This window comes from Sphingobium sp. 3R8, from assembly GCF_020166615.1.
Classification (GTDB): Bacteria; Pseudomonadota; Alphaproteobacteria; order Sphingomonadales; family Sphingomonadaceae; genus Sphingobium; species Sphingobium bisphenolicum.
The window spans coordinates 108798-127469 of sequence record NZ_JAIQXR010000009.1; the positions used below are offsets into that span (position 1 = coordinate 108798).

19 protein-coding genes are annotated in these 18672 nt (G+C 65.8%); 13 read left to right on the plus strand and 6 right to left on the minus strand.

Translation table 11 applies throughout. From position 1 onward, the window contains the following. Nucleotides 1-88 precede the first annotated feature (88 nt). On the plus strand, nt 89-1027 hold the full coding sequence (locus K9B33_RS10825; protein WP_224548688.1) for a right-handed parallel beta-helix repeat-containing protein: 939 nt from the start codon (nt 89-91) through the stop codon (nt 1025-1027). Nucleotides 1028-1058: 31 nt separating this feature from the next. Further along, nucleotides 1059-1253 (plus strand): hypothetical protein, encoded by a 195-nt coding sequence (locus K9B33_RS10830; protein WP_224548689.1) that lies wholly within the window; start codon nt 1059-1061, stop codon nt 1251-1253. Here the strand turns inward: K9B33_RS10830 and K9B33_RS10835 are convergent, their stop codons facing one another. Together K9B33_RS10835 and K9B33_RS10840 are read right to left on the minus strand one after the other, a co-directional pair. Continuing rightward, entirely contained in the window at nt 1254-2282 is a 1029-nt protein-coding gene (locus K9B33_RS10835; RefSeq protein WP_224548691.1) for a glycosyltransferase, read from the minus strand. 33 nt (nt 2283-2315) lie between these two features. Further along, nucleotides 2316-3719: a short-chain fatty acyl-CoA regulator family protein gene (locus K9B33_RS10840; protein ID WP_224548693.1), complete on the minus strand. Its 1404-nt coding sequence runs from the start codon at nt 3717-3719 to the stop codon at nt 2316-2318. 142 nt (nt 3720-3861) lie between these two features. Here K9B33_RS10840 and K9B33_RS10845 point away from each other — a divergent pair, with 142 nt between their 5' ends. Further along, nucleotides 3862-5457, plus strand: coding sequence for an isocitrate lyase (locus K9B33_RS10845; protein ID WP_224548694.1), 1596 nt, complete (start codon nt 3862-3864; stop codon nt 5455-5457). A 301-nt stretch (nt 5458-5758) separates the two neighbouring features. Here K9B33_RS10845 and K9B33_RS10850 read toward each other — a convergent pair whose 3' ends face one another. After that, nucleotides 5759-7567: a DUF885 domain-containing protein gene (locus tag K9B33_RS10850; RefSeq protein WP_224548695.1), complete on the minus strand. Its 1809-nt coding sequence runs from the start codon at nt 7565-7567 to the stop codon at nt 5759-5761. A 292-nt stretch (nt 7568-7859) separates the two neighbouring features. Here K9B33_RS10850 and K9B33_RS10855 point away from each other — a divergent pair, with 292 nt between their 5' ends. From K9B33_RS10855 to K9B33_RS10890, 8 genes are all read left to right on the plus strand, one after another. Then, a complete protein-coding gene (locus tag K9B33_RS10855) occupies nt 7860-8558 on the plus strand; it encodes a glutathione S-transferase family protein (protein WP_224548696.1) in 699 nt (232 codons plus the stop codon). An 89-nt stretch (nt 8559-8647) separates the two neighbouring features. Beyond that, the gene (leuC, locus tag K9B33_RS10860) at nt 8648-10099 is read left to right on the plus strand and encodes a 3-isopropylmalate dehydratase large subunit (protein WP_224548697.1); all 1452 of its coding nucleotides are present in this window, start codon (nt 8648-8650) and stop codon (nt 10097-10099) included. 109 nt (nt 10100-10208) lie between these two features. Further along, complete coding sequence (gene leuD / locus K9B33_RS10865; protein ID WP_224548698.1) at nt 10209-10820, plus strand: 3-isopropylmalate dehydratase small subunit; 612 nt, start codon at nt 10209-10211, stop codon at nt 10818-10820. 57 nt (nt 10821-10877) lie between these two features. Further along, nucleotides 10878-11201, plus strand: coding sequence for a DUF1476 domain-containing protein (locus tag K9B33_RS10870; RefSeq protein ID WP_224548699.1), 324 nt, complete (start codon nt 10878-10880; stop codon nt 11199-11201). A gap of 11 nt (nt 11202-11212) precedes the next feature. Continuing rightward, a complete protein-coding gene (locus K9B33_RS10875) occupies nt 11213-11446 on the plus strand; it encodes a BolA/IbaG family iron-sulfur metabolism protein (protein ID WP_066604516.1) in 234 nt (77 codons plus the stop codon). Between the two features lie 57 nt (nt 11447-11503). Further along, the gene (gene grxD / locus K9B33_RS10880) at nt 11504-11833 is read left to right on the plus strand and encodes a Grx4 family monothiol glutaredoxin (RefSeq protein WP_066604514.1); all 330 of its coding nucleotides are present in this window, start codon (nt 11504-11506) and stop codon (nt 11831-11833) included. Nucleotides 11834-12296: 463 nt separating this feature from the next. Then, nucleotides 12297-12665, plus strand: coding sequence for a BlaI/MecI/CopY family transcriptional regulator (locus K9B33_RS10885; protein WP_224548700.1), 369 nt, complete (start codon nt 12297-12299; stop codon nt 12663-12665). Further along, the gene (locus K9B33_RS10890; protein WP_224548701.1) at nt 12662-14371 is read left to right on the plus strand and encodes a M56 family metallopeptidase; all 1710 of its coding nucleotides are present in this window, start codon (nt 12662-12664) and stop codon (nt 14369-14371) included. Before K9B33_RS10885 ends, K9B33_RS10890 begins: the two co-directional genes overlap by 4 nt. A gap of 15 nt (nt 14372-14386) precedes the next feature. On the opposite strand, the gene hemW is transcribed toward K9B33_RS10890, so the two are convergent. Beyond that, a complete protein-coding gene (hemW, locus tag K9B33_RS10895) occupies nt 14387-15505 on the minus strand; it encodes a radical SAM family heme chaperone HemW (RefSeq protein ID WP_224548702.1) in 1119 nt (372 codons plus the stop codon). A 67-nt stretch (nt 15506-15572) separates the two neighbouring features. Here hemW and K9B33_RS10900 point away from each other — a divergent pair, with 67 nt between their 5' ends. Both K9B33_RS10900 and K9B33_RS10905 read left to right on the plus strand, forming a co-directional pair. Beyond that, on the plus strand, nt 15573-16259 hold the full coding sequence (locus K9B33_RS10900; protein ID WP_318011110.1) for a CAP domain-containing protein: 687 nt from the start codon (nt 15573-15575) through the stop codon (nt 16257-16259). Between the two features lie 64 nt (nt 16260-16323). Continuing rightward, the gene (locus K9B33_RS10905) at nt 16324-17103 is read left to right on the plus strand and encodes a hypothetical protein (protein WP_224548704.1); all 780 of its coding nucleotides are present in this window, start codon (nt 16324-16326) and stop codon (nt 17101-17103) included. Between the two features lie 23 nt (nt 17104-17126). Here K9B33_RS10905 and rdgB read toward each other — a convergent pair whose 3' ends face one another. Further along, a complete protein-coding gene (rdgB, locus tag K9B33_RS10910; RefSeq protein ID WP_224548705.1) occupies nt 17127-17756 on the minus strand; it encodes an RdgB/HAM1 family non-canonical purine NTP pyrophosphatase in 630 nt (209 codons plus the stop codon). An 87-nt stretch (nt 17757-17843) separates the two neighbouring features. Next, nucleotides 17844-18560: a ribonuclease PH gene (rph, locus tag K9B33_RS10915; RefSeq protein ID WP_224548707.1), complete on the minus strand. Its 717-nt coding sequence runs from the start codon at nt 18558-18560 to the stop codon at nt 17844-17846. Nucleotides 18561-18672: the final 112 nt, after the last annotated feature.

Below are 18672 nucleotides of genomic sequence, written 5' to 3' on the forward strand. Positions count from 1 at the left end.
GAACCGCTTCCGTCCCGCGATGGGGCAGTTTTTCGTTAACCCTATCCGTGCGTTGGCGCATGGGGGCGGGCGCTGTAGGCCTGTCGCCATGCGCATCCTGTCCACGACTCTGCTGCTGTCCGCAGCCATCACCGCGACCGCCTTTGCCCAGGGCGGCGGCGCGCCCTTCTCCGTGGCGGAAACCGGTCGCGCCTACGGCCGGCTGGGCGATGCGCTGGCGTCCATCGGTGACGGACAGGGCACGGTCGTGGTGGCGCCGGGCACCTATCGCCAATGCGCGGTGCAGCAGGGTGGCGACGTCACCATTCGCGCAGCGACGCCGGGCACGGTGATCTTCGACGGCGTGCCGTGCGAGGGGAAGGGCGCCTTCGTCCTGCGCGGCCGGTCCAGTACGGTCGACGGCATCATCTTCCAGAATATCCGCGTGCCCGACGGCAATGGCGCGGGCATCCGCCTGGAGAGCGGCAACCTGACCGTCCGCAACAGCCTGTTCCGCAACAGCGAGGAAGGCATATTGACCGGCGATCATGACGGCGGGCAGGTGGTCATCGACAAGTCGACCTTCCGCAAGCTGGGCCGCTGCGATCGCGATCTCGACTGCGCGCATGGCATCTATATCGGCCGGCTGGCCAGCCTGAGCGTCACCAACAGCCGCTTCGACCAGGGCGATGGCGGCCATTATCTCAAGACCCGCACCGCCCGCGTCAGCATCAGCGGCAACAGCTTCGACGACAGCGGCGGGCACCTCACCAATTATATGATCGACCTGTCCAATGGTGCGACCGGCACCATCACCGGCAATGAAATGGTGCAGGGCAAGGACAAGGATAACTGGTCTGCCTTCATCACCGTGGCTCCGGAAGGGCGTGAACATTCGAGCGCCGGACTGGTGATTGAAGGGAACAAGGCGGGCTTCGTGCCGGGACTGGAGCGCGGCTCCACCTTCGTCGCCAATTTCACCGACGATGCGGTGCGGATCGGCGCGAACGAACTGGCGCCCAGCATGAAGGTCAAGGACCGGCGCTGACTTGGCCGCGTTGGCGTGATAGGATGGCCTCATGCGAACCACTTATGACAGCGCGACCGTCCGCCTTTATCATCTGGGCGATGATGGGGCCGCCATGACGATCATGTATGGCCCGCTGAGCCAGGCCCTGCATGTCGCCGAGCAGCAGCCGGCCGAGGTGCAGGATGGGCTGTTCCTGGCGACCGACAATGATGTGGTCGCCTATCTGGACCTGATCGAGCAGTAATTAGCCGCTCAGCAGCGCGAGTTGCTGGCGGATGACGTCCAGATTATGCTGCGCCAGATGGCTGCCGCGCCCCTCCACCGATCCGTCTAGCTCGGAGCGTTCGCCAATCTCCAGACAACGTTCCCATGCCGTGGCCGCCAGCGGCAGCCATTCGGTCAGGGCATAGGCCGGCTCGGCCAGCGCCCGGTCCATGGCGAGGTTGCCCAGAACGAAGAAGAAATCGGGCGACTCCTGCCAATGGGGCATCTGCTCGCCGGCGATGGCGATGCCCTGTTCCGATGCACCGGACTGGCCGAGGCAGTGGAGCCGGCGGATCAGCAGCCCATGCGTCCATGGCGCGCCATCAGGGGTGCGGGCGCTGGCCTGTTCGTACCAGTCCGCCGCGCGGCCATAGTCGCGCGCCGTCTCCGCTTCCTTGCCCAATTGGTAGAGGAGATAGGGGTTTTGGGGATCGTTGCGGAGTTCCGCCAGCAGCATCGGCGTGTTGCGGTCGCGCTTGTCCGCCGCCTGCGCATCCTCATAGCCGTCATGGTCGAGCAGAAGGTCGATCCGCTCGACCGGCAGGCCTGACACCGGCTGTTCGTGGATGCGCCCGGTATAGCGGACGCCGCGCGGCAGCAGTCGGGCGATCCAGCTTCGGGTCGAAGGCAGGGCGTTGCCGCCATGTTGCGGCAGGTCGAAGCTGCTGCGAATGCAGAGCGCGCCGAGGCGCGGTGGACCGGCGCACCAGTCGCGCAAAGCCTCGCCGCCGGACACGATCCATTCGTCGCAGTCGATCACCAGATGCCAGTCGGCATCGGCCAGCGTCAGCACATGGTTGCGCGCGGCGGCAAAATCGTCGGGCCAGTCGAGATGATGGACCTGCGCCCCGCACGCCCGCGCGATCGCGACACTGTCGTCGGTCGATCCGGTGTCGAGCACGATGATGGCGTCGACATAAGGCCGCACGCTGTCGAGGCAGCGGCGGATGCAGCGCGCTTCGTTGCGCATGATGAGCGTCGCGGCGATCCGGGGCGGTGTGGCGGTCATGCCTTTGTTTCTCGCGCGCGGCCTAAAAAGCCGTTAACCATCGGCAAAACCGAAGGGCGCGCGGGTGCGGCGATAATCGTCGGGCAGCATGTCGCGGCCGATCGGCGGGGCGGATCGGGCCATGCACTGGCTGCGGTGGCACAGGCGGCAGGTGACGCCGATCGGCGTGGGGTCGGGCGCGGGCGCATCCTGCGTGTAGATCAGCCGATGCGCATGGTCGGCCGCGCAGCATAAAGCGATGGCGCGCTCCACTTTCGGTGCGCCCCAGCCGCCACCCCCCGCCGTCACGGTGCGCGCGATCGAGAAGAAGCGCTGGCCGTCGGGCAGTTCCAGCCATTGCGTCACCACCTCGCGCGGCGTCTCGAACACGCGATGCACCGACCAGAGCGGGCAGGAGCCGCCATGGCGGGCGAAGGGGAAGCCCGCACTGTCCAGCCGCTTGGAGACGTTGCCGGCCGGATCGACCCGCAGGAAGAAGAAGGGGACGCGCTCCTGTCCCGGCTTTTGCAGGGTGGTGAGGCGATGGGCCGTCTGTTCGAAACTGGTGCCGAATTGCCGGGCCAGCGCCTCGACATCATAGCGGCGCGCCTCCACCGCCTTGGCAAAGGCGGTATAGGGCATCAGGATCGCGGCGGCGGCATAGCTGGCGAGCGCGCGCCGGGCGAGGCGCTGGCCGCTTGTCCCGGCGAACTGGCCGTCCTTCAGGATCGCGTCGAAGAGTTTGCGCATTTCCAAATAGGCGATCTGAAGCGCGAGCTGGAAGGATGAACTGGCGCCATCCAGCGCATCGTCCAGCAGCACTGCGTCGCGATGCCGGTCGAGCCGCCGCATCGATCCCGCCATGACGTCGGAGGGGAGGCGGCGCACCCGCAGATTATGTTTCGCCTTGAGCCAGGCGATGAGGCCGCCTTCGGTCTCTGCCTCCACCGCCAGTTTCTCCGCGGCATCGTCCAGCAGCGGGAAGCTGTTGCGGCGGGCGGCGAGGAAGCGGCGCGATTCGGCGACGGGATCGGCAACATCCTCCTGCGGCTGCGCATCCGCCCCTGCGTCCCGATCCGCCAGCGCCAGATGCTCCTCGCGATAGCTGGTATAGAGGCGCAGCAGCGCTTCGGTGATGCCGGGATAATTGACCGCCACATCCCCGGTCGCCAGTTGCGGCAGGTCGATATCGGCGAACATCGGGTCTTTCAGCACCGCCTGTAGCCGTGCCGTCTGCTCCGCGCCGCCGTCGCCCGCCACTTCGGCCATGTCGAGCTTGTACGTCCGCGCCAGCCGCAACAGCATGTCAGCGGTCAACGGCCGCTGATTGCGCTCCAGCAGCGCGACATAGGAAGCGCTGATTTCCAGATCGGCGGCCATGTCGGCCTGGGTCAGGCCCAGTTCGCGCCGGAGCCGCCGCAGTCGCGGCCCCATATAGACGGGACGATCCTTGGCCATGACTCACGCTCCTGTGTAAGCTTTACAACTTTACAGCATATTTTTGTAAAGATCGACAACTGAACTTCAGAAGGGCTGCCGCACTGCACAAGGCACGCGTAAGCGAGGGGCAACAGCTCACCGACCGCAAGGACAACGGCCCATGACCTATCAGGACAATATCGCGAAGGCGCAGAGCCTCATCGGCAGCCACCCCGGCACCTGGGACGGCATCAATGCCGAGTCCGTCGCCCGCATGAAGTTGCAGAACCGCTTCAACACCGGCCTCGACATCGCCAAATATACCGCTGCCATCATGCGCCGCGACATGGCCGCCTATGATCTCGATCCGGCCAACTACACCCAGTCACTGGGCTGCTGGCACGGCTTTATCGGTCAGCAGAAGCTGATCGCGATCAAGAAGCATTTCGGCACGACTAGGCAGAAATATCTGTATCTGTCCGGCTGGATGGTCGCCGCGCTGCGCAGCGATTTCGGCCCGCTGCCCGACCAGTCGATGCATGAAAAGACCAGCGTCGCCGCGCTGATCGAAGAACTCTACACCTTCCTCAAGCAGGCCGATGCCCGCGAACTGGGGATGATGTTTCGCGATCTCGACAAGGCGCGCGAGACGGGCAATGAGGTCGAGGCCCAGCGCCTGACCCACGCCATCGACAATTATGAAACCCATGTCGTTCCCATCATTGCGGATATCGACGCGGGCTTCGGCAATGCGGAAGCGACCTATCTGCTGGCCAAGAAGATGATCGAGGCGGGCGCCTGCGCGCTCCAGATCGAAAATCAGGTCAGCGACGAAAAGCAGTGCGGGCATCAGGACGGCAAGGTCACGGTGCCGCATGAGGACTTCCTCGCCAAGGTCCGCGCCTGCCGCTACGCCTTTCTGGAACTGGGCGTCGACGATGGTATCATCGTCACGCGAACGGACTCGCTGGGCGCCGGCCTGACCAAGCAGATCGCGGTCAGCAAGGAGCCGGGCGATATTGGCGACCAGTATAACAGCTTCCTCGATTGCGAGGAGATCGACCCGGCGACGGCGAAGAATGGCGATGTCATCCTGAACCGCGACGGCAAGCTGCTGCGCCCCAAGCGCCTGCCCAGCAACCTGTTCCAGTTCCGTGAAGGCACCGGGGCGGATCGCTGCGTCCTCGACTGCATCACCAGCCTCCAGAATGGCGCGGACCTGCTGTGGATCGAAACGGAAAAGCCGCATATCGAGCAGATCGCGTCGATGGTCGACCGCATCCGTGAAGTCATCCCCAACGCCAAGCTGGTCTACAACAACTCGCCCAGCTTCAACTGGACGCTGAACTTCCGCCAGCAGGTGTATGACGCCTGGGTCGAAGCCGGCAAGGATGTCAGCGCCTATGACCGGGCGAAGCTGATGAGCGCGGACTATGATGAGACGGAATTGGGCCGCGAAGCCGACGAGAAGATCCGCACCTTCCAGAAGGATGCGGCGGCGCGGGCGGGGATTTTCCACCACCTCATCACCCTGCCGACCTATCATACGGCGGCGCTCAGCACCGATAACCTGGCCAAGGACTATTTCGGCGAAGCCGGGATGCTCGGCTATGTCGAGGGCGTGCAGCGCAAGGAAATTCGCCAGGGCATCGCCTGCGTGAAGCACCAGAATATGTCCGGCAGCGACATCGGCGACGATCACAAGGATTATTTTGCCGGGGAAGCCGCGCTCAAGGCGGGCGGCGCACATAACACGATGAACCAGTTCGCGGCGTAAACTTAACCGAAACGGCTAAAAACTTTGCGGCGTGCAGGTCGCAAGCGCCTCCATCTTCTCGGCGGGAACCCGATGCCGGCCGGGACGATGGTTGCTTCAAATTCGCGGCGAAAGCCGTGAGACGAGCCAGTTCGCGGGGACTTCGACACCCTCGCGATTTGGGTGGAAGAGACTGGACGGCCCGGCGGCGCACCGCCGGGTCGTTTTTTCCCTTTTACAAGGAATGCGTGTTCCCGCGTAGGCGGGAACCCAATCCTGCGTCTGGTCTGGGTTCCCGCCTGCGTGGGAACCCGCTGTGTATTTAAGCAACCCCCATGCGCTGCCGCACGGTCTGCTTCAATATATCCAGCGGCATTGCGCCCAGCGTCAGCACATCATGGAACGCCTTGATGTCGAACCGCGCGCCCTGTTTGGCCTTCACCTCGTCGCGCAACTGCGTCCACACCGTATGGCCGATCTTGTAACTGCACGCCTGGCCCGGCCAGACGGTGTAACGGTCGATCTCGCCCTGGCTGCGCCCGCGCGCGATGCCGGTGGTGGCGATGAGGTAATCGGTCGCCCTCTCGCGGCTCCAGCGCTTGGCGTGCATCCCGCTGTCGACCACCAGGCGGGTGGCGCGGAAGAGGAGCGACTGGAGATAGCCGACCTGTCCCAGCGGATCGCCTTCATACATGCCCATTTCGTCGGCCAGTTGCTCCGAATAGAGCGCCCAGCCTTCGGAATAGCCGCTGTAGAAGCCGCGCCGGCGGATCATCGGGATCGAATCCGATTCCAGTGCCACCGTCACCTGCAGATGATGGCCCGGCACCGCTTCATGATGGGTGAGCGTGGCGAGGCCGAATTTGGGCCGGTCGAACGTGTCGCGCAGGTTGATGAAATAGATGGCCGGCCGCGACCCGTCGAGCGAGGCATTCTGATAATAGCCGCCCGGCGCGCCCGCCTGGATCGTCACCGGCACGCGGCGCACCTCGACCGGCGCCTTGGGCACGGTGTTGAACGATTCGCCAAGACGCGCCTGCATCGCCTTGATCTGGGTGTTGAGCTGCGCCAGCAGCGCCTCGCGACCCGGATCGGTGTTGGGGAAGAGCTGATCCGGGCGTTTGTTGAGCGCGACCAGCCGGTCGCCGACGCTGCCCTGGCTCATCCCTTCGCCCTTCAGGATCGCGTCGATCCGCGCGCTGATTTCGGCGACCTGATCCAAGCCCAGTTGGTGAATCTCGTCGCCGGTCAGCTTGGTCGTGGTCGCGGCCTCGGCGGCGGCGGCGTAGAAGGCTTCCCCATCGGGCAGGCGCCAGCAGCCCGCGTCATGGCTGGCCTTCGCCCGCAACTGCTGCACCAGAGCGCGCTGGCGATCGACGGCGGGGAAGATTTTCTCCGCGACGATCTTTTCCGCCTGGGCGGCGCGTTCGGGCGGCAGGCCCGCGGCGGCGAGCTTCTTGGCGAAACTGGCGACCAGCACGGTCTGCGCAGCGGGCTGGTCGCGCAGCGACGCCTGCATCTTCATCGTGGTGTCGAGGATATAGTCCGGCGCGAACACGCCCTTGGCCGCATCCGCCTTCTGCCGCGCCAGTTCGCCGTCCATCGCGGCCGGGAAGGCTTCGAGGCGCGAAAGATAGGCGTCGGCGTCCGCGGCGTCCTTCACCCGATGCTGCGAATCGAGGAAGTCGGGCACTTCGCGATAGCTGCCGGTCAATTGGCTGAGGATATAGGGCGCGTAACGGCCCGCCGTCTCGCCATAGCCGAAGCGTTCGCCGCCGACCGTGCGGTCGAGCTGATAGGCGACGACGTCATAGTCGAGCTGGCTCGCCGGGCTGAGCTTGGTGCGATCGACGCCCGCCAGTTGCTTCACCTGCGCTTTGGTGCGGGCCAGGCTGCGGGCCGCGCCCGCTGCGCTGGTGTCGGACAGCTTGCCGCGCAACGCTGCGCGCGCGCCGGTGTCGAGGCCGAGGCGCGTCGCCTGTTCGGGCGATTCGGCGAGGCGGCCGTAGAAGAAATCGTCCAGCATGGCGCGGAAACGGGTGTCGGCACCGCCCGCCTGCGCGAAGGCGCTGGGGGTGGCGGCGGCGATAGCGGTGGCGCCGCTGGTGGCGAGGAATTGGCGTCGGTTCACGACAAAAGGCTCCGTGATGCAAGGAAGGGCGGCAAGGGGGCGCCGCCCTCGATGCGCTCTTTTGACGTGCGTTCAACAGCTTGGCTAGGCCCGTCACAACCTCCGTTCGGTTCGAGCCCTTCGACGCGCTCAGCACAGGCTTGTCGAGAACGGGGGCAGGGTTCTCGACAGGCTCGAACCGAACGAATCTCTTGTCTGATAAGCCCAGCTTGTAAGCTGCATGGATCGTTGCCGCTGTATCGCCGTTGTCCGATACGGTAAGCCGCGCGCACCTTGCACAGGGAGGAACCGCATGTCCTACACGCTCATCACCGCCAACCGTAACTACAGCAGTTGGTCGCTGCGCCCGTGGGTGCTGATGCAGGCGCTGGGCATCGCCTTCGAGGATCGGGTCGAGCCGTTCGCATCCGCGACCAACTATGCCGCCTTCCGCAGTTTCTCGCCGACGGGGCAGGTGCCGGCGCTGGTCGACGGGGCCGATGGGGAAGAGCGCACCGTCTGGGATTCTCTGGGCATCATCCTTTATCTGGCGGATCGCCATCCGGGCGTCTGGCCCGCGGACGAAGCGGCGCGCGCCTTCGCCCAATGCGCGGCAGCGGAAATGCACAGTGGCTTTTCGACGCTGCGCAACGATTGCACGATGAATGTGGGCGTGCGGGTCGAGCCGCATATCCATTCGCCCGCGCTGGGTCGCGACATCGCCCGCCTGCGCGAATTATGGGAAGAGGGGCTGGACCGGTTCGGCGGCCCGTTCCTGGCTGGCAGCCGGTTCACGGCGGTCGACGCCTTCTACGCGCCGGTAGCGTTCCGCGTGCGCACCTATGGCCTGGATGTCGGTCGGCAGGCGCAGGCCTGGGTCGACCATATGCTGGCCCATCCTGCCATGCTCCGGTGGGAGGAAGGGGCGCTGGCCGAAACCTGGCGCGAGGACAGTCATGAGGCGGAGATCGGCGCCGCCGGAAAGATCGTAGCGGACTACCGGGCAGTGTAACATTCTTGCCCGGTCGGTAGGAAAAACTGCCGATTTCGGTCGCTCACCCCCTTTCCCGATCGGTCGGAGGGGTCTAGGGGATGAGGACTATGGTCAAAGCTCGCACCCTCTACGAAAAGATCTGGGACGCGCACGTCGTCGAACGGCGTCCCGATGGCACCTGCCTCATCTATATCGACCGCCATCTCGTCCATGAAGTGACGAGTCCGCAGGCGTTTGAAGGGCTTCGCCTCGCCGGTCGCAAAGTGCGCCGACCCGATCTGACGCTCGCGGTGCCGGACCATAATCTCCCTACGACGCCGCGCCGCGATGCGGACGGGCATCGCATTCCGATCGCCGATCCGGAAAGCGCGCAGCAGCTTGCCGCGCTGGAGCGCAACGCGCCGGAATTCGGCGTGCGCCTGATCGGCGACGCGGATCTGGAGCAGGGCATCGTCCATGTCGTCGGCCCTGAACAGGGCTTCACCTTGCCGGGCACCACTTTGGTCTGCGGCGACAGCCATACGTCCTCGCACGGCGCGCTGGGCGCGCTGGCGTTCGGCATCGGCACGTCGGAGGTCGAGCATGTGCTGGCGACGCAGACGCTGCTGCTCAAACAGTCGAAAACCATGGAAGTCGTGGTCGACGGCGTGCTTGCGCCCGGCGTCACGGCCAAGGATGTCGCGCTGGCGATCTGCGGCACGATCGGCACGGCGGGCGGCACCGGCTATGTCATGGAATATCGGGGTTCCGTGTTCCGCGACATGTCGATCGAAGGGCGGCTGACTGTCGCCAACATGTCGATCGAGGCAGGCGCTAGGTCCGGCCTGTTCGCGCCGGACGACAAGACTTTCGCCTATATAGAGGGTCGCCCGATGGCGCCCAAGGGCGCGGATTTCGACGCGGCCGTCGCCTATTGGCGCACGCTGCACACGGACGAAGGCGCGGTGTTCGACAAGACCGTGGTGATCGACGCCGCCGACATCGTGCCCAACGTCACCTGGGGCACCAGCCCGGAAGACGTCGTCGCCGTGACCGGCGTGGTCCCCGATCCGCTGAGCTTCGAGGATGCGTCCAAGCGCGCCGCGGCGCAGAAGTCGCTCGACTATATGGGGCTGACCGCGGGGCAGAAGATGGCCGACGTCGCCATCGAACATATTTTCATCGGCAGTTGCACCAACAGCCGGATCGAGGATCTGCGCGCCGCCGCCGCGCTGCTCAAGGGGCGGCATATCGCGTCGGGCATCAAGCATGCGATGGTCGTACCCGGCTCCGGCCTGGTCAAGCGCCAGGCGGAGGAAGAAGGGCTGGACCGCGTCTTCCTCGACGCCGGGTTCGAATGGCGCGAGCCGGGTTGTTCGGCGTGCCTGGGCATGAACCCGGACAAGGTGCCCGCGGGCGAACGCTGCGCGTCGACCAGCAACCGCAATTTCATGGGCCGGCAGGGGCCGGGATCGCGCACCCATCTGGTGTCGCCCGCCATGGCGGCGGCGGCGGCGATCACTGGCCGGCTGACCGATGTCCGTGAACTGTTGCATGAAAAAGAGGGTGTGGTCGCATGAAGAAGATTTTCTGGCTGCTGACGCTGGGCGCGCTGGCCAGCGCGGCGATGGCCGCGACTCTGGGTCGTGCTGAAGACACGCCGGCCGCCGAGGCGAAGAAGGTTCACTGATGGACAAGCTCACGATCGTCGACGGCCGGGCCTATCCGTTCGGGATGAAGAATGTCGATACCGACATCGTCATCCCTGCGCATTGGCTCAAGACGATTTCGCGCAACGGCCTTGGCAAGGGCGCGTTCGAAGTGCTGCGCAAGGAACCGGGCAACGTCTTCGACGATCCCGTTTATGCCGGCAGCCCGATTCTGATCGCGGGCGACAATTTCGGCTGCGGCTCCAGCCGCGAACATGCCGCCTGGGCGCTCGGCGACCTGGGTATCAAGGTGGTGATCGCGCCCAGCTTCTCCGACATCTTCTCCGGCAATGCCTTCAAAAACGGCATATTGACCGTAGTCCTGCCGCAGGACGCCATCGATCGGCTGATGGAGGTTGCCAAGGGCGTCGATGGAACGCCGGACCCGATCCATGTCGACCTGGAAGCGCAGACCGTCACCACGCAATTTCAGGATCGCTTCACGTTCGAAATCGATCCGTTCCGCAAACATTGCCTGCTGGGCGGCCTGGACGAAATCGGCCTGACTCTGGACCAGTCGGACATGATCGGCCGCTATGAGGCCAGCCAAGCGCAGGACCGCCCCTGGATCGTGCCCGCAGCCGTTGCGTAACGGCGCGCTTCTTCCTATCTTTCGTAATCAGACGGCATTTCAACGGGGCTTTTACGCATGACCACCTTTGACGATCGCGAACGGGCGTTCGAAAATATGTTCGCCAACGATCAGGAACTGCAGTTCCGCATCCAGGCGCGGCGCAACCGCCTGCTGGGCGAATGGGCGGCGGCGAAGATGGGCCTGACCCCGGAAGAAACCGACGCCTATGCCAAGGCGGTGGTGCAGGCCGATTTCGAGGAAGCGGGCGACGAGGACGTTATCCGCAAGCTGGTGGGCGACATGACGTCGGCCGGGATCGACATCGACGAGCCGGGCGTGCGCGCCGCGCTGGACGAGCAGGCGGTGATCGCCCGCCGCATGTTCATCGAAGCCCAGTAAGGCAGCGCATCATGCCGATGGCCGCCGACGATATCGCGGACATGATCCGCACCGCGATTCCGGATGCTGAGGTCGAGATTACCGACCTGGCCGGGGATGGCGATCATTATGCGGCGAAAGTCGTGGCGGAAAGCTTTCGCGGCATGAGCCGGGTCGCGCAGCAGCGCGCCGTCTATGCGGCGCTGGGCGGACGCATGGGCGGCGTGCTGCACGCCTTGCAACTGACCACCGCCGTTCCCAACTAATCCTTCGATAGATTTGCGCTCCGCGGACGGGGCGCCAGACAGGACTGGACCTTAGACATGACCGACGCCGTGCATCAGCGGATTGCCGAACTTGTGGGCGCCCATGACGTGGTGCTGTTCATGAAGGGCACGCCGCTCTTCCCGCAATGCGGCTTTTCCAGCCGCGCCATCGCGATCCTGGAGCATCTGGGCGTCGCCTACGACACGGTCGACGTGTTGCAGGATCAGGCCGTGCGCCAGGGCATCAAGGCCTTTTCCGACTGGCCGACCATCCCCCAGCTCTATGTGAAGGGCGAATTTGTCGGCGGCAGCGACATCATGATGGAAATGTACGAGGCCGGCGAATTGCAGCAGTTGATGACCGACCAGGGCGTCGCCGCCAGTTAAGCGGGGCTGGGTTCGACGGTTTGAGAAAGGGCGGTCCGGGTTCGGACCGCCTTTTTTTGTTGCTTTGGGTGGTTTTCCGCCATTCCCCTCCCGCTTGCGGGAGGGGGAACATGTCCGATTCTGGTCGCACACAGTCACTTCGAGAGCATTGTCGAGGGATAAAGGGAAAAGGGCCACCGGGTGGGGGATGCTGGTGGAGACGGCCTGCATCCCCCGATAGTTGAACGGTGGGAACGCGACTAAGGTCGCAATGGCCGTGCCAGAATGGCGCGATTGCGGGAAAGCGCGGGCTGCAAAGGTTAACGCGCCGACGGCCTCCGCCCGCTTTGTCAAAATTTCCGACATATGGTGGCTTTTCAACGCGAAGGGTTGCGCGTCGCCCGTTGCAAAGTGCTATTGACTACATCCGTAATCGATGCGACTACATCTGTGGTTGTTAAACATGCGAGTCGGGTGAAACGACGTGAGCGAGAAGATCAGCGAAGCGGAACTGGTGGTGATGGAGGCGTTGTGGGAAACCGCGCCGCAGACCGCCAATGATGTGTCGGATCGGGTCGCCGCCGACCGCGACTGGAGCCTGCAGACGGTCAAGACCTTGCTGTCGCGGCTGATGGCCAAGGATATCATCGCCGCCGACCAGGATGGCCGTCGCTTCCTCTACCGCCCGATGGTGGCGCGCGACGATTATGTCGCGGGCGAATCCGGGCGGCTGGTGAACCGGCTGTTCGGCGGGCGCATATCGCCGCTGGTCGCGCAACTGGCGCAACAGGATCAATTGACGGCGGACGATATCGCCGAGCTTGAGGCTATCCTGAAAGGGTTGAAATCATGAGCGTCTGGCTGGCCGAAACGTTGATCGCCACCACCTTGCTGATGGCGCTGGTCATGATGCTGCGGCGGCCGGTCGCGCGCTGGCTGGGGGCAGGGGCGGCCTATCTGCTCTGGGGGTTGCCACTGGCGCGGATGCTGTTGCCCGCGCTGCCACGCGACGTCGATCCCTCGCCGCTGCATGTCGCGGTCGATCAGGTTGGCTTGCCGGACCTGCTGACGGTCGCACCCGCCGCATCGGTCGCTTCATCCGCGCCGTCTTTCCCCTGGCTGGAGATCGGCATCGGCATGTGGTTCGTCGGGCTGCTTGCTTTTCTGGCAGTGCAGGCCGTGGGCTATGGGCGGTTCCGCCGCCATATGCTGGATGGCGCGACGCCGATCGGGGAGGAGGGGCGCATCCGCCTCATCACCAGCCCCCATGCGTCCGGGCCGCTCGCCTTCGGGGTGTTGCGCCCCTATATCGTGCTGCCCGCCGATTTCGCGCTGCGCTATGACGCGCAGGAACAGGATATGGCGATCGCCCATGAACGGGCGCATCATGAGCGCGGCGACCTGGCCGCCAACATGATCGCGCTGCTGCTGCTGGCGGTGCATTGGTGCAATCCGGTCGCATTGATCGCTTATCGCGCCTATCGCGCCGACCAGGAAACCGCCTGCGACGCGCGCGTCCTCTCGCTCTACGGCCGCGACCAGGCCCATGCCTATGGCCGCGCCATCTTGAAGGCGGCGGGCGGCCGGCAATTTGCGGGCGCCTGCCATCTCACCCGTATCACGACGTTGAAAGGGAGGCTGAAAATGCTGTCCAACCATGATGTTTCGCTCCAGCGTATCAGTTGGGGCATGGCCGCCGTCGCCATCGTCACCGCCGCCGGCCTGGCGCTCACCGCATCGGGCAGCCGCGCCGCGCAGCAGATGGCGGCGATCACCGACAAGGTGGAAAGCGCCGACTTTGCCAAACTGTCTGACTTGGTGTCGCAGCCCGCAGCGGCGACCGCGCCAGCGCTGGCTGAAGTCGCGGCGGTCCCATCTGTGCCAGCCGTCCCCGCGGCCCAGGCGGCCGATGAATCTTGGCCCTCGCCAGCCCCCATGGCCCCGCCCGCGCCGATCGTGCCCGCTGCCGACATGATCGCCCTGGTGCCGCCCGTGCCGCCGGCCCCGCCCATCGTCCGCAATGAAAAGGGCCGGATCACCGTGACCCATGCCGACGGTCGCGTCGAAACGCATCGCGTGCCGACCGAGGCGGAGATCGCCCGCATGGTGCCGGTGGTCGACGTCCGTGAAGGCTGCGATGGCGGCAGGGACGTCACCACCCGCCGGGAAAGTGTGGACGCCAGCGGCCGTCGCCATATCCGGGTGCGCATCTGCAACGCGGCGATCGAGCGGGCGGCCCAACGCTCCGCCGACATGGCCGGGATGCAAGCCGATCGCGCCGCGCGGCAGGCGGATATTGCCGAGGCCCGCGCCGAACGGGCGGCCCGCCGTTCCGAGCAGGCGGCCGACCTTCAGGCGGACCGGGCGGAGCGGCAGGCCGACATCGCCGAAGCCCGCGCCGAACGCGCCGCGCGTTCCGACCATGTTGCGGCGCTGAATGGCCTGCGCACCGCGCGGGGCCAGATCGCCCGCAACACGTCCATGCCTGCCTATGCCCGCGCGCAGGCGCTGCGCGAAATCGACCAGTCGATCGCGGAACTGCGTAACGACCAGCCCTGATATTACCGAGCGGCCCTAGACCGCGACCACTTCGGGCAGGATCGCGTCGAGCAGCAACATGCCGGCCGGCGCGACCTGCAACCGGGTGCCGGTCAGTCGGATGAGGCCGAGCCCGGTGAGTTGGTCGATCGCCCGTTCGTCGACCAGCCGGTCGGCCTTGATCCCCGACAGGGCGGCGATGCGGGCGAGGTCCACGCCTTCGCCCAGCCGCAATCCCATCAGCAGCGCCTCGCGCGCCCGGTCCTCGCCCGACAGCGGCTCTTCGCTCTGGAGGCCGTGACCGTTGCGGCCGACCGCGCTCATCCAGTTTTCGGGCTTCTTGTGGCGCAGCGTCGCCATGCCGCCGCGGCGGCCATGCGCGCCCGGCCCGATCCCGGCATAGTCGCCATAGCGCCAATAGGTCAGGTTATGGCGGCTTTCCTCGCCCGGCCGGGCGTGATTGCTGATTTCATAGGCGGGGATGCCGGCCGCACCCGTCATCGCCTGCGTGAGTTCGTACAGGGCCGCGCCATGGTCCGGGTCGGCGGGCGTCAGCTTGCCCTGCGCGACCAGCGTGGCGAAGCGCGTGCCCGGTTCGATCGTCAGTTGATAGAGCGAGAGATGGCCAGTGCCGAAGGACAAGGCGCGGGCCAGTTCGGCCTGCCAGTCCGCCTCGCTCTGGCCGGGGCGGGCATAGATGATGTCGAAGCTCACCCGGTCGAACACGGCCTGCGCGGTGCCGAGCGCAGCCAGTCCTTCCGTGACGTCATGGGCGCGGCCGAGGAAATGCAACGCCTCATTGTCGAGCGCCTGCAGGCCAAGCGAGGTGCGGTTGACCCCGGCGGCGGCCAGATCGGCGAAACGCGCCGCCTCGACCGAATTGGGATTGGCCTCCAGCGTGATTTCTATGTCCGACGTGAAGCCCCAATGATCCTGCGCCGCGTCGATCAGCGTCTCGACCAGCGCGGGCGGCATCAGGGAGGGCGTGCCGCCGCCGAAGAAGATGGAGGAAAGCGGCCGCCCCGCGGTCAGCGCCGCCTCATGCGCCATGTCGGCCAGAAGCGCCTCGCGCCACGCGTCGATGTCCACGCCGTCGCGGACATGACTGTTAAAATCGCAATAGGGACATTTGGATACGCAAAAGGGCCAATGCATATATAAGGCTTGGGCGTCGGCACGGACAGGGTCTGGGGCCGTTGCGATTTGGGGGGTAAGGGACGACATGGCTGGGGGCAGCCCTAAAGCGTTTTTGCGCGCTTCGCTATGGGCAGCGATGCTGCCGGTTCTGCTGGTGACGGCGCGCGGCGCGCAGGCGGCGAGCGATAGCGACGGGACAGGTGCGCGCCCGGCGGGGGGCGCCGGCGCGGTGATGCCGGCGGCCTATTATGGCATGGCGGAAGCGGCGCGCGGCGATTCGCTGCTGCGCGCGGTGATGCTGGACGCGCATAATGGCGAGCGGGCATCGCTCGGCCTGCCCTTGCTGGACTGGGACGATGCACTGGCGGCCGATGCGGCGCGCTATGCCGACGACATGGCGCATAGCGGCGTCTTTCGTCATTCGCCGCGCACGGGCCGCACCATCCCCAGTGGCGAAAATCTGTGGATGGGACCGCGCCGGCTCTATGGCTACCAGGCTATGGTCGGGTCGTTCCTGGACGAAAAGCGCTTCACCCGGATCGCGGGCAAGCTGCCCGACCTCAGCAGCACCGGGCGCTGGCAGGATGTCGGCCATTATACCCAGATGATCTGGCGCGGCACGAGGAAGATCGGCTGCGCGCTGGGTGAAGGGGCCAATGCCGATTATCTGGTGTGCCGCTATTTCCCGGCTGGCAACGCCTTCGGTCGGGGGCCGCTGGATGCGGATGCGGCGCCGATGGCGGAAACGCAGGTCGCCAGCGCCGCCAAATAGGCGGCAATGGATATTTCTCCCGACGGCGTGCATTGAGCAGGGAAGATCGCCAGAGGAGAAGAGGATGCGCCACGCGTCATTGTCAGGGATCGTTTCGGGCTGCGCGTTGCTGGCGCTGAGCGCCTGCGGGGCGCCATCACAGCCGGAGCGCAAGGCGGACGAACTGGCCAGCAATGGCGTCGCGGCCCCGGCAGTCGAAACGCCCGGCAACCAGAATGTGGCACAAAGCCCCATGCCTGATGCCGCGCCGGCTGCCGAGAGTGCGAGCGCCGCGCCGCTATCCTGCGCGGCGGATATCGGATCGGCCGCGGCGGCCAAGCGCGTGGCGATCTGTCGCAACGTGTCGCCCGCCACCCATCCGCCCTGCAACGCCGCCAATAGCTGCGCCATGATCGAGGATGAAATCGCCCGCAGTTGCGCCCTGTTCGACGGCAAGGGCGAACCGATGGTCGGATGCGATCCCGCGCCCAAGAGCATGGCGGCGGCGGTCGCGGTGGTGCAGCGCTACTATTCGGCGATCAACGCGCGTGACTATGGCACGGCCTGGGCGCAATGGGGGGATGACGGCCCGCCCAACCAGACGCTGGACAAGTTCCAGGCGGGCTTCGCCGGCACCCGGTCGACGCGGGTGACGATCGGCAAGCTGGAGCCGGGCGATGCCGGCGCAGGATCGATCTACCAGACGGTGCCGGTGACGGTCGATTCGCAACTGCGGGACGGGACGCGCCAGCGCTTCGCCGGCGACTATGTCGTGCGCCGCGTCAACGATGTCGACGGCGCGTCGGCCAGCCAGTTGCGCTGGCATATCGGCCAGGCGAAGCTGAAGGCCGTGCCGATACGCTGAGCGGCGCGATCGGCCGGCCGGCGTCAGAAAACGGCCGCGACCAGTTTGTCGAAGGCCCTGGCGCGATGGCTCATGGCGTGCTTGGCGTCCGGATCCATCTCGCCGAAGCTGATGTCATGGTCCAGCGGCACGAACATGGGGTCGTAGCCGAAGCCTTGCCCGCCGCGCGGCGGCCAGACGAGCGTCCCGTCGATCCGCCCCTCGAATGCCTCGACATGGCCATCGGGCCAGGCGAGCGCGAGGGCGCAGATGAAATGGGCGTCATGGCCCGCATCCGGCCCCTTGGCCTCGACCCCGTCCCAGACTTTCTGCATGGCGAGCGTGAAATCCTTAGTCGGGCCGGCCCAGCGCGCCGAAAACAGACCGGGATCGCCGCCCAGCGCCTCGACGCACAGGCCGCTGTCGTCGGCGAGGGCAGGCAGGCCGGACAGGTCGGCCGCCTGCATCGCCTTCAATTCGGCATTGGCGATGAAGGTGGTGCCGGTTTCTTCGGGCTCGGGCAGGTCGAGCGACGCGGCGGAGATCGGCTCGATCCCGAACGGGCCGAGCAGGGCGGCGATTTCGCGCACCTTGCCGGGATTGTGGCTGGCGATCACCAGCTTGCCGGGGGCGAGCTTGCGGATCGCCTGTTCCTGTCCGAAATCGTCGCTCATGCAGCTTACTATCTCCGTTCACTTCGAGCTTGTCGAGAAGCGGTTTCAAGGAAAGGTTCTCGACAGGCTCGAACCGAACGTCTGTGCTTACCGGCCCGTCGCGACATCCTGCGCGGCGAAGATATTGGCGCAGCCGATGCGGGCGAGGCGGAGCAGGCGGAGCAGCTCTTCCTCGTCATAGGCGGCGCCTTCGGCCGTCGCCTGCACTTCGGCGAACTTGCCGTCGCCGGTCAGGATGAGGTTGGCGTCCGTCTCGGCATTGCTGTCCTCGGCATAGTCGAGGTCGAGCACCGGCGTGCCTTCGAAAATGCCGCAGCTGATCGCGGCAACCTTCTGGATGATCGGGTCTTCCTTGAGCGCGCCCGACGCCAGCAGCTTGTCGACCGCGATTCGCAGCGCGACCCAACTACCCGAAATGGCCGCCGTGCGCGTGCCGCCATCGGCCTGGATCACGTCGCAATCGACCACGATCTGGCGCTCGCCGAGTTTCTTGAGGTCCACGACCGTGCGCAGCGATCGGCCGATCAGGCGCTGGATTTCCTGCGTGCGGCCCGATTGCTTGCCCTTGGCCGCCTCACGGCTGCCGCGGGTGTGCGTGGCACGGGGCAACATGCCATATTCGGCCGTGACCCAGCCCGACCCCTTGCCGCGCAGGAAAGGCGGCACCTTTTCCTCGACCGATGCGGTGCACAGCACGCGGGTGTCGCCGAAGCTGATGAGGCAGCTTCCCTCGGCATGGATGGTGAAGCCAGGCTCCATGGTGATGTCGCGCATCTGGTCGGGCGCGCGGCCGGAAGGACGCATAATTTCTACTCCGAAGCGTTCAGATAGCGGCCGTCCCTGCGGAATGCCGCCAATGCGCCGAAAAGCGCACTTAACAGGCCGCTTAGCGCCCGCTGACGTTTCTTGCCAGTGT

Bases quoted from the DNA above. Each gene is read 5' to 3' on its own strand.
- rph (WP_224548707.1), bottom strand. From the start codon at position 18,560: ATGCGTCCTTCCGGCCGCGCGCCCGACCAGATGCGCGACATCACCATG.
- K9B33_RS10855 (WP_224548696.1), top strand. From the start codon at position 7,860: ATGTCCTACACGCTCATCACCGCCAACCGTAACTACAGCAGTTGGTCG.
- grxD (WP_066604514.1), top strand. From the start codon at position 11,504: ATGACCGACGCCGTGCATCAGCGGATTGCCGAACTTGTGGGCGCCCAT.
- K9B33_RS10900 (WP_318011110.1), top strand. From the start codon at position 15,573: ATGGCTGGGGGCAGCCCTAAAGCGTTTTTGCGCGCTTCGCTATGGGCA.
- rdgB (WP_224548705.1), bottom strand. From the start codon at position 17,756: ATGAGCGACGATTTCGGACAGGAACAGGCGATCCGCAAGCTCGCCCCC.
- K9B33_RS10835 (WP_224548691.1), bottom strand. From the start codon at position 2,282: ATGACCGCCACACCGCCCCGGATCGCCGCGACGCTCATCATGCGCAAC.
- K9B33_RS10840 (WP_224548693.1), bottom strand. From the start codon at position 3,719: ATGGCCAAGGATCGTCCCGTCTATATGGGGCCGCGACTGCGGCGGCTC.
- leuC (WP_224548697.1), top strand. From the start codon at position 8,648: ATGGTCAAAGCTCGCACCCTCTACGAAAAGATCTGGGACGCGCACGTC.
- K9B33_RS10875 (WP_066604516.1), top strand. From the start codon at position 11,213: ATGCCGATGGCCGCCGACGATATCGCGGACATGATCCGCACCGCGATT.
- K9B33_RS10830 (WP_224548689.1), top strand. From the start codon at position 1,059: ATGCGAACCACTTATGACAGCGCGACCGTCCGCCTTTATCATCTGGGC.
- K9B33_RS10825 (WP_224548688.1), top strand. From the start codon at position 89: ATGCGCATCCTGTCCACGACTCTGCTGCTGTCCGCAGCCATCACCGCG.
- K9B33_RS10870 (WP_224548699.1), top strand. From the start codon at position 10,878: ATGACCACCTTTGACGATCGCGAACGGGCGTTCGAAAATATGTTCGCC.
- leuD (WP_224548698.1), top strand. From the start codon at position 10,209: ATGGACAAGCTCACGATCGTCGACGGCCGGGCCTATCCGTTCGGGATG.
- hemW (WP_224548702.1), bottom strand. From the start codon at position 15,505: ATGCATTGGCCCTTTTGCGTATCCAAATGTCCCTATTGCGATTTTAAC.
- K9B33_RS10845 (WP_224548694.1), top strand. From the start codon at position 3,862: ATGACCTATCAGGACAATATCGCGAAGGCGCAGAGCCTCATCGGCAGC.
- K9B33_RS10890 (WP_224548701.1), top strand. From the start codon at position 12,662: ATGAGCGTCTGGCTGGCCGAAACGTTGATCGCCACCACCTTGCTGATG.
- K9B33_RS10905 (WP_224548704.1), top strand. From the start codon at position 16,324: ATGCGCCACGCGTCATTGTCAGGGATCGTTTCGGGCTGCGCGTTGCTG.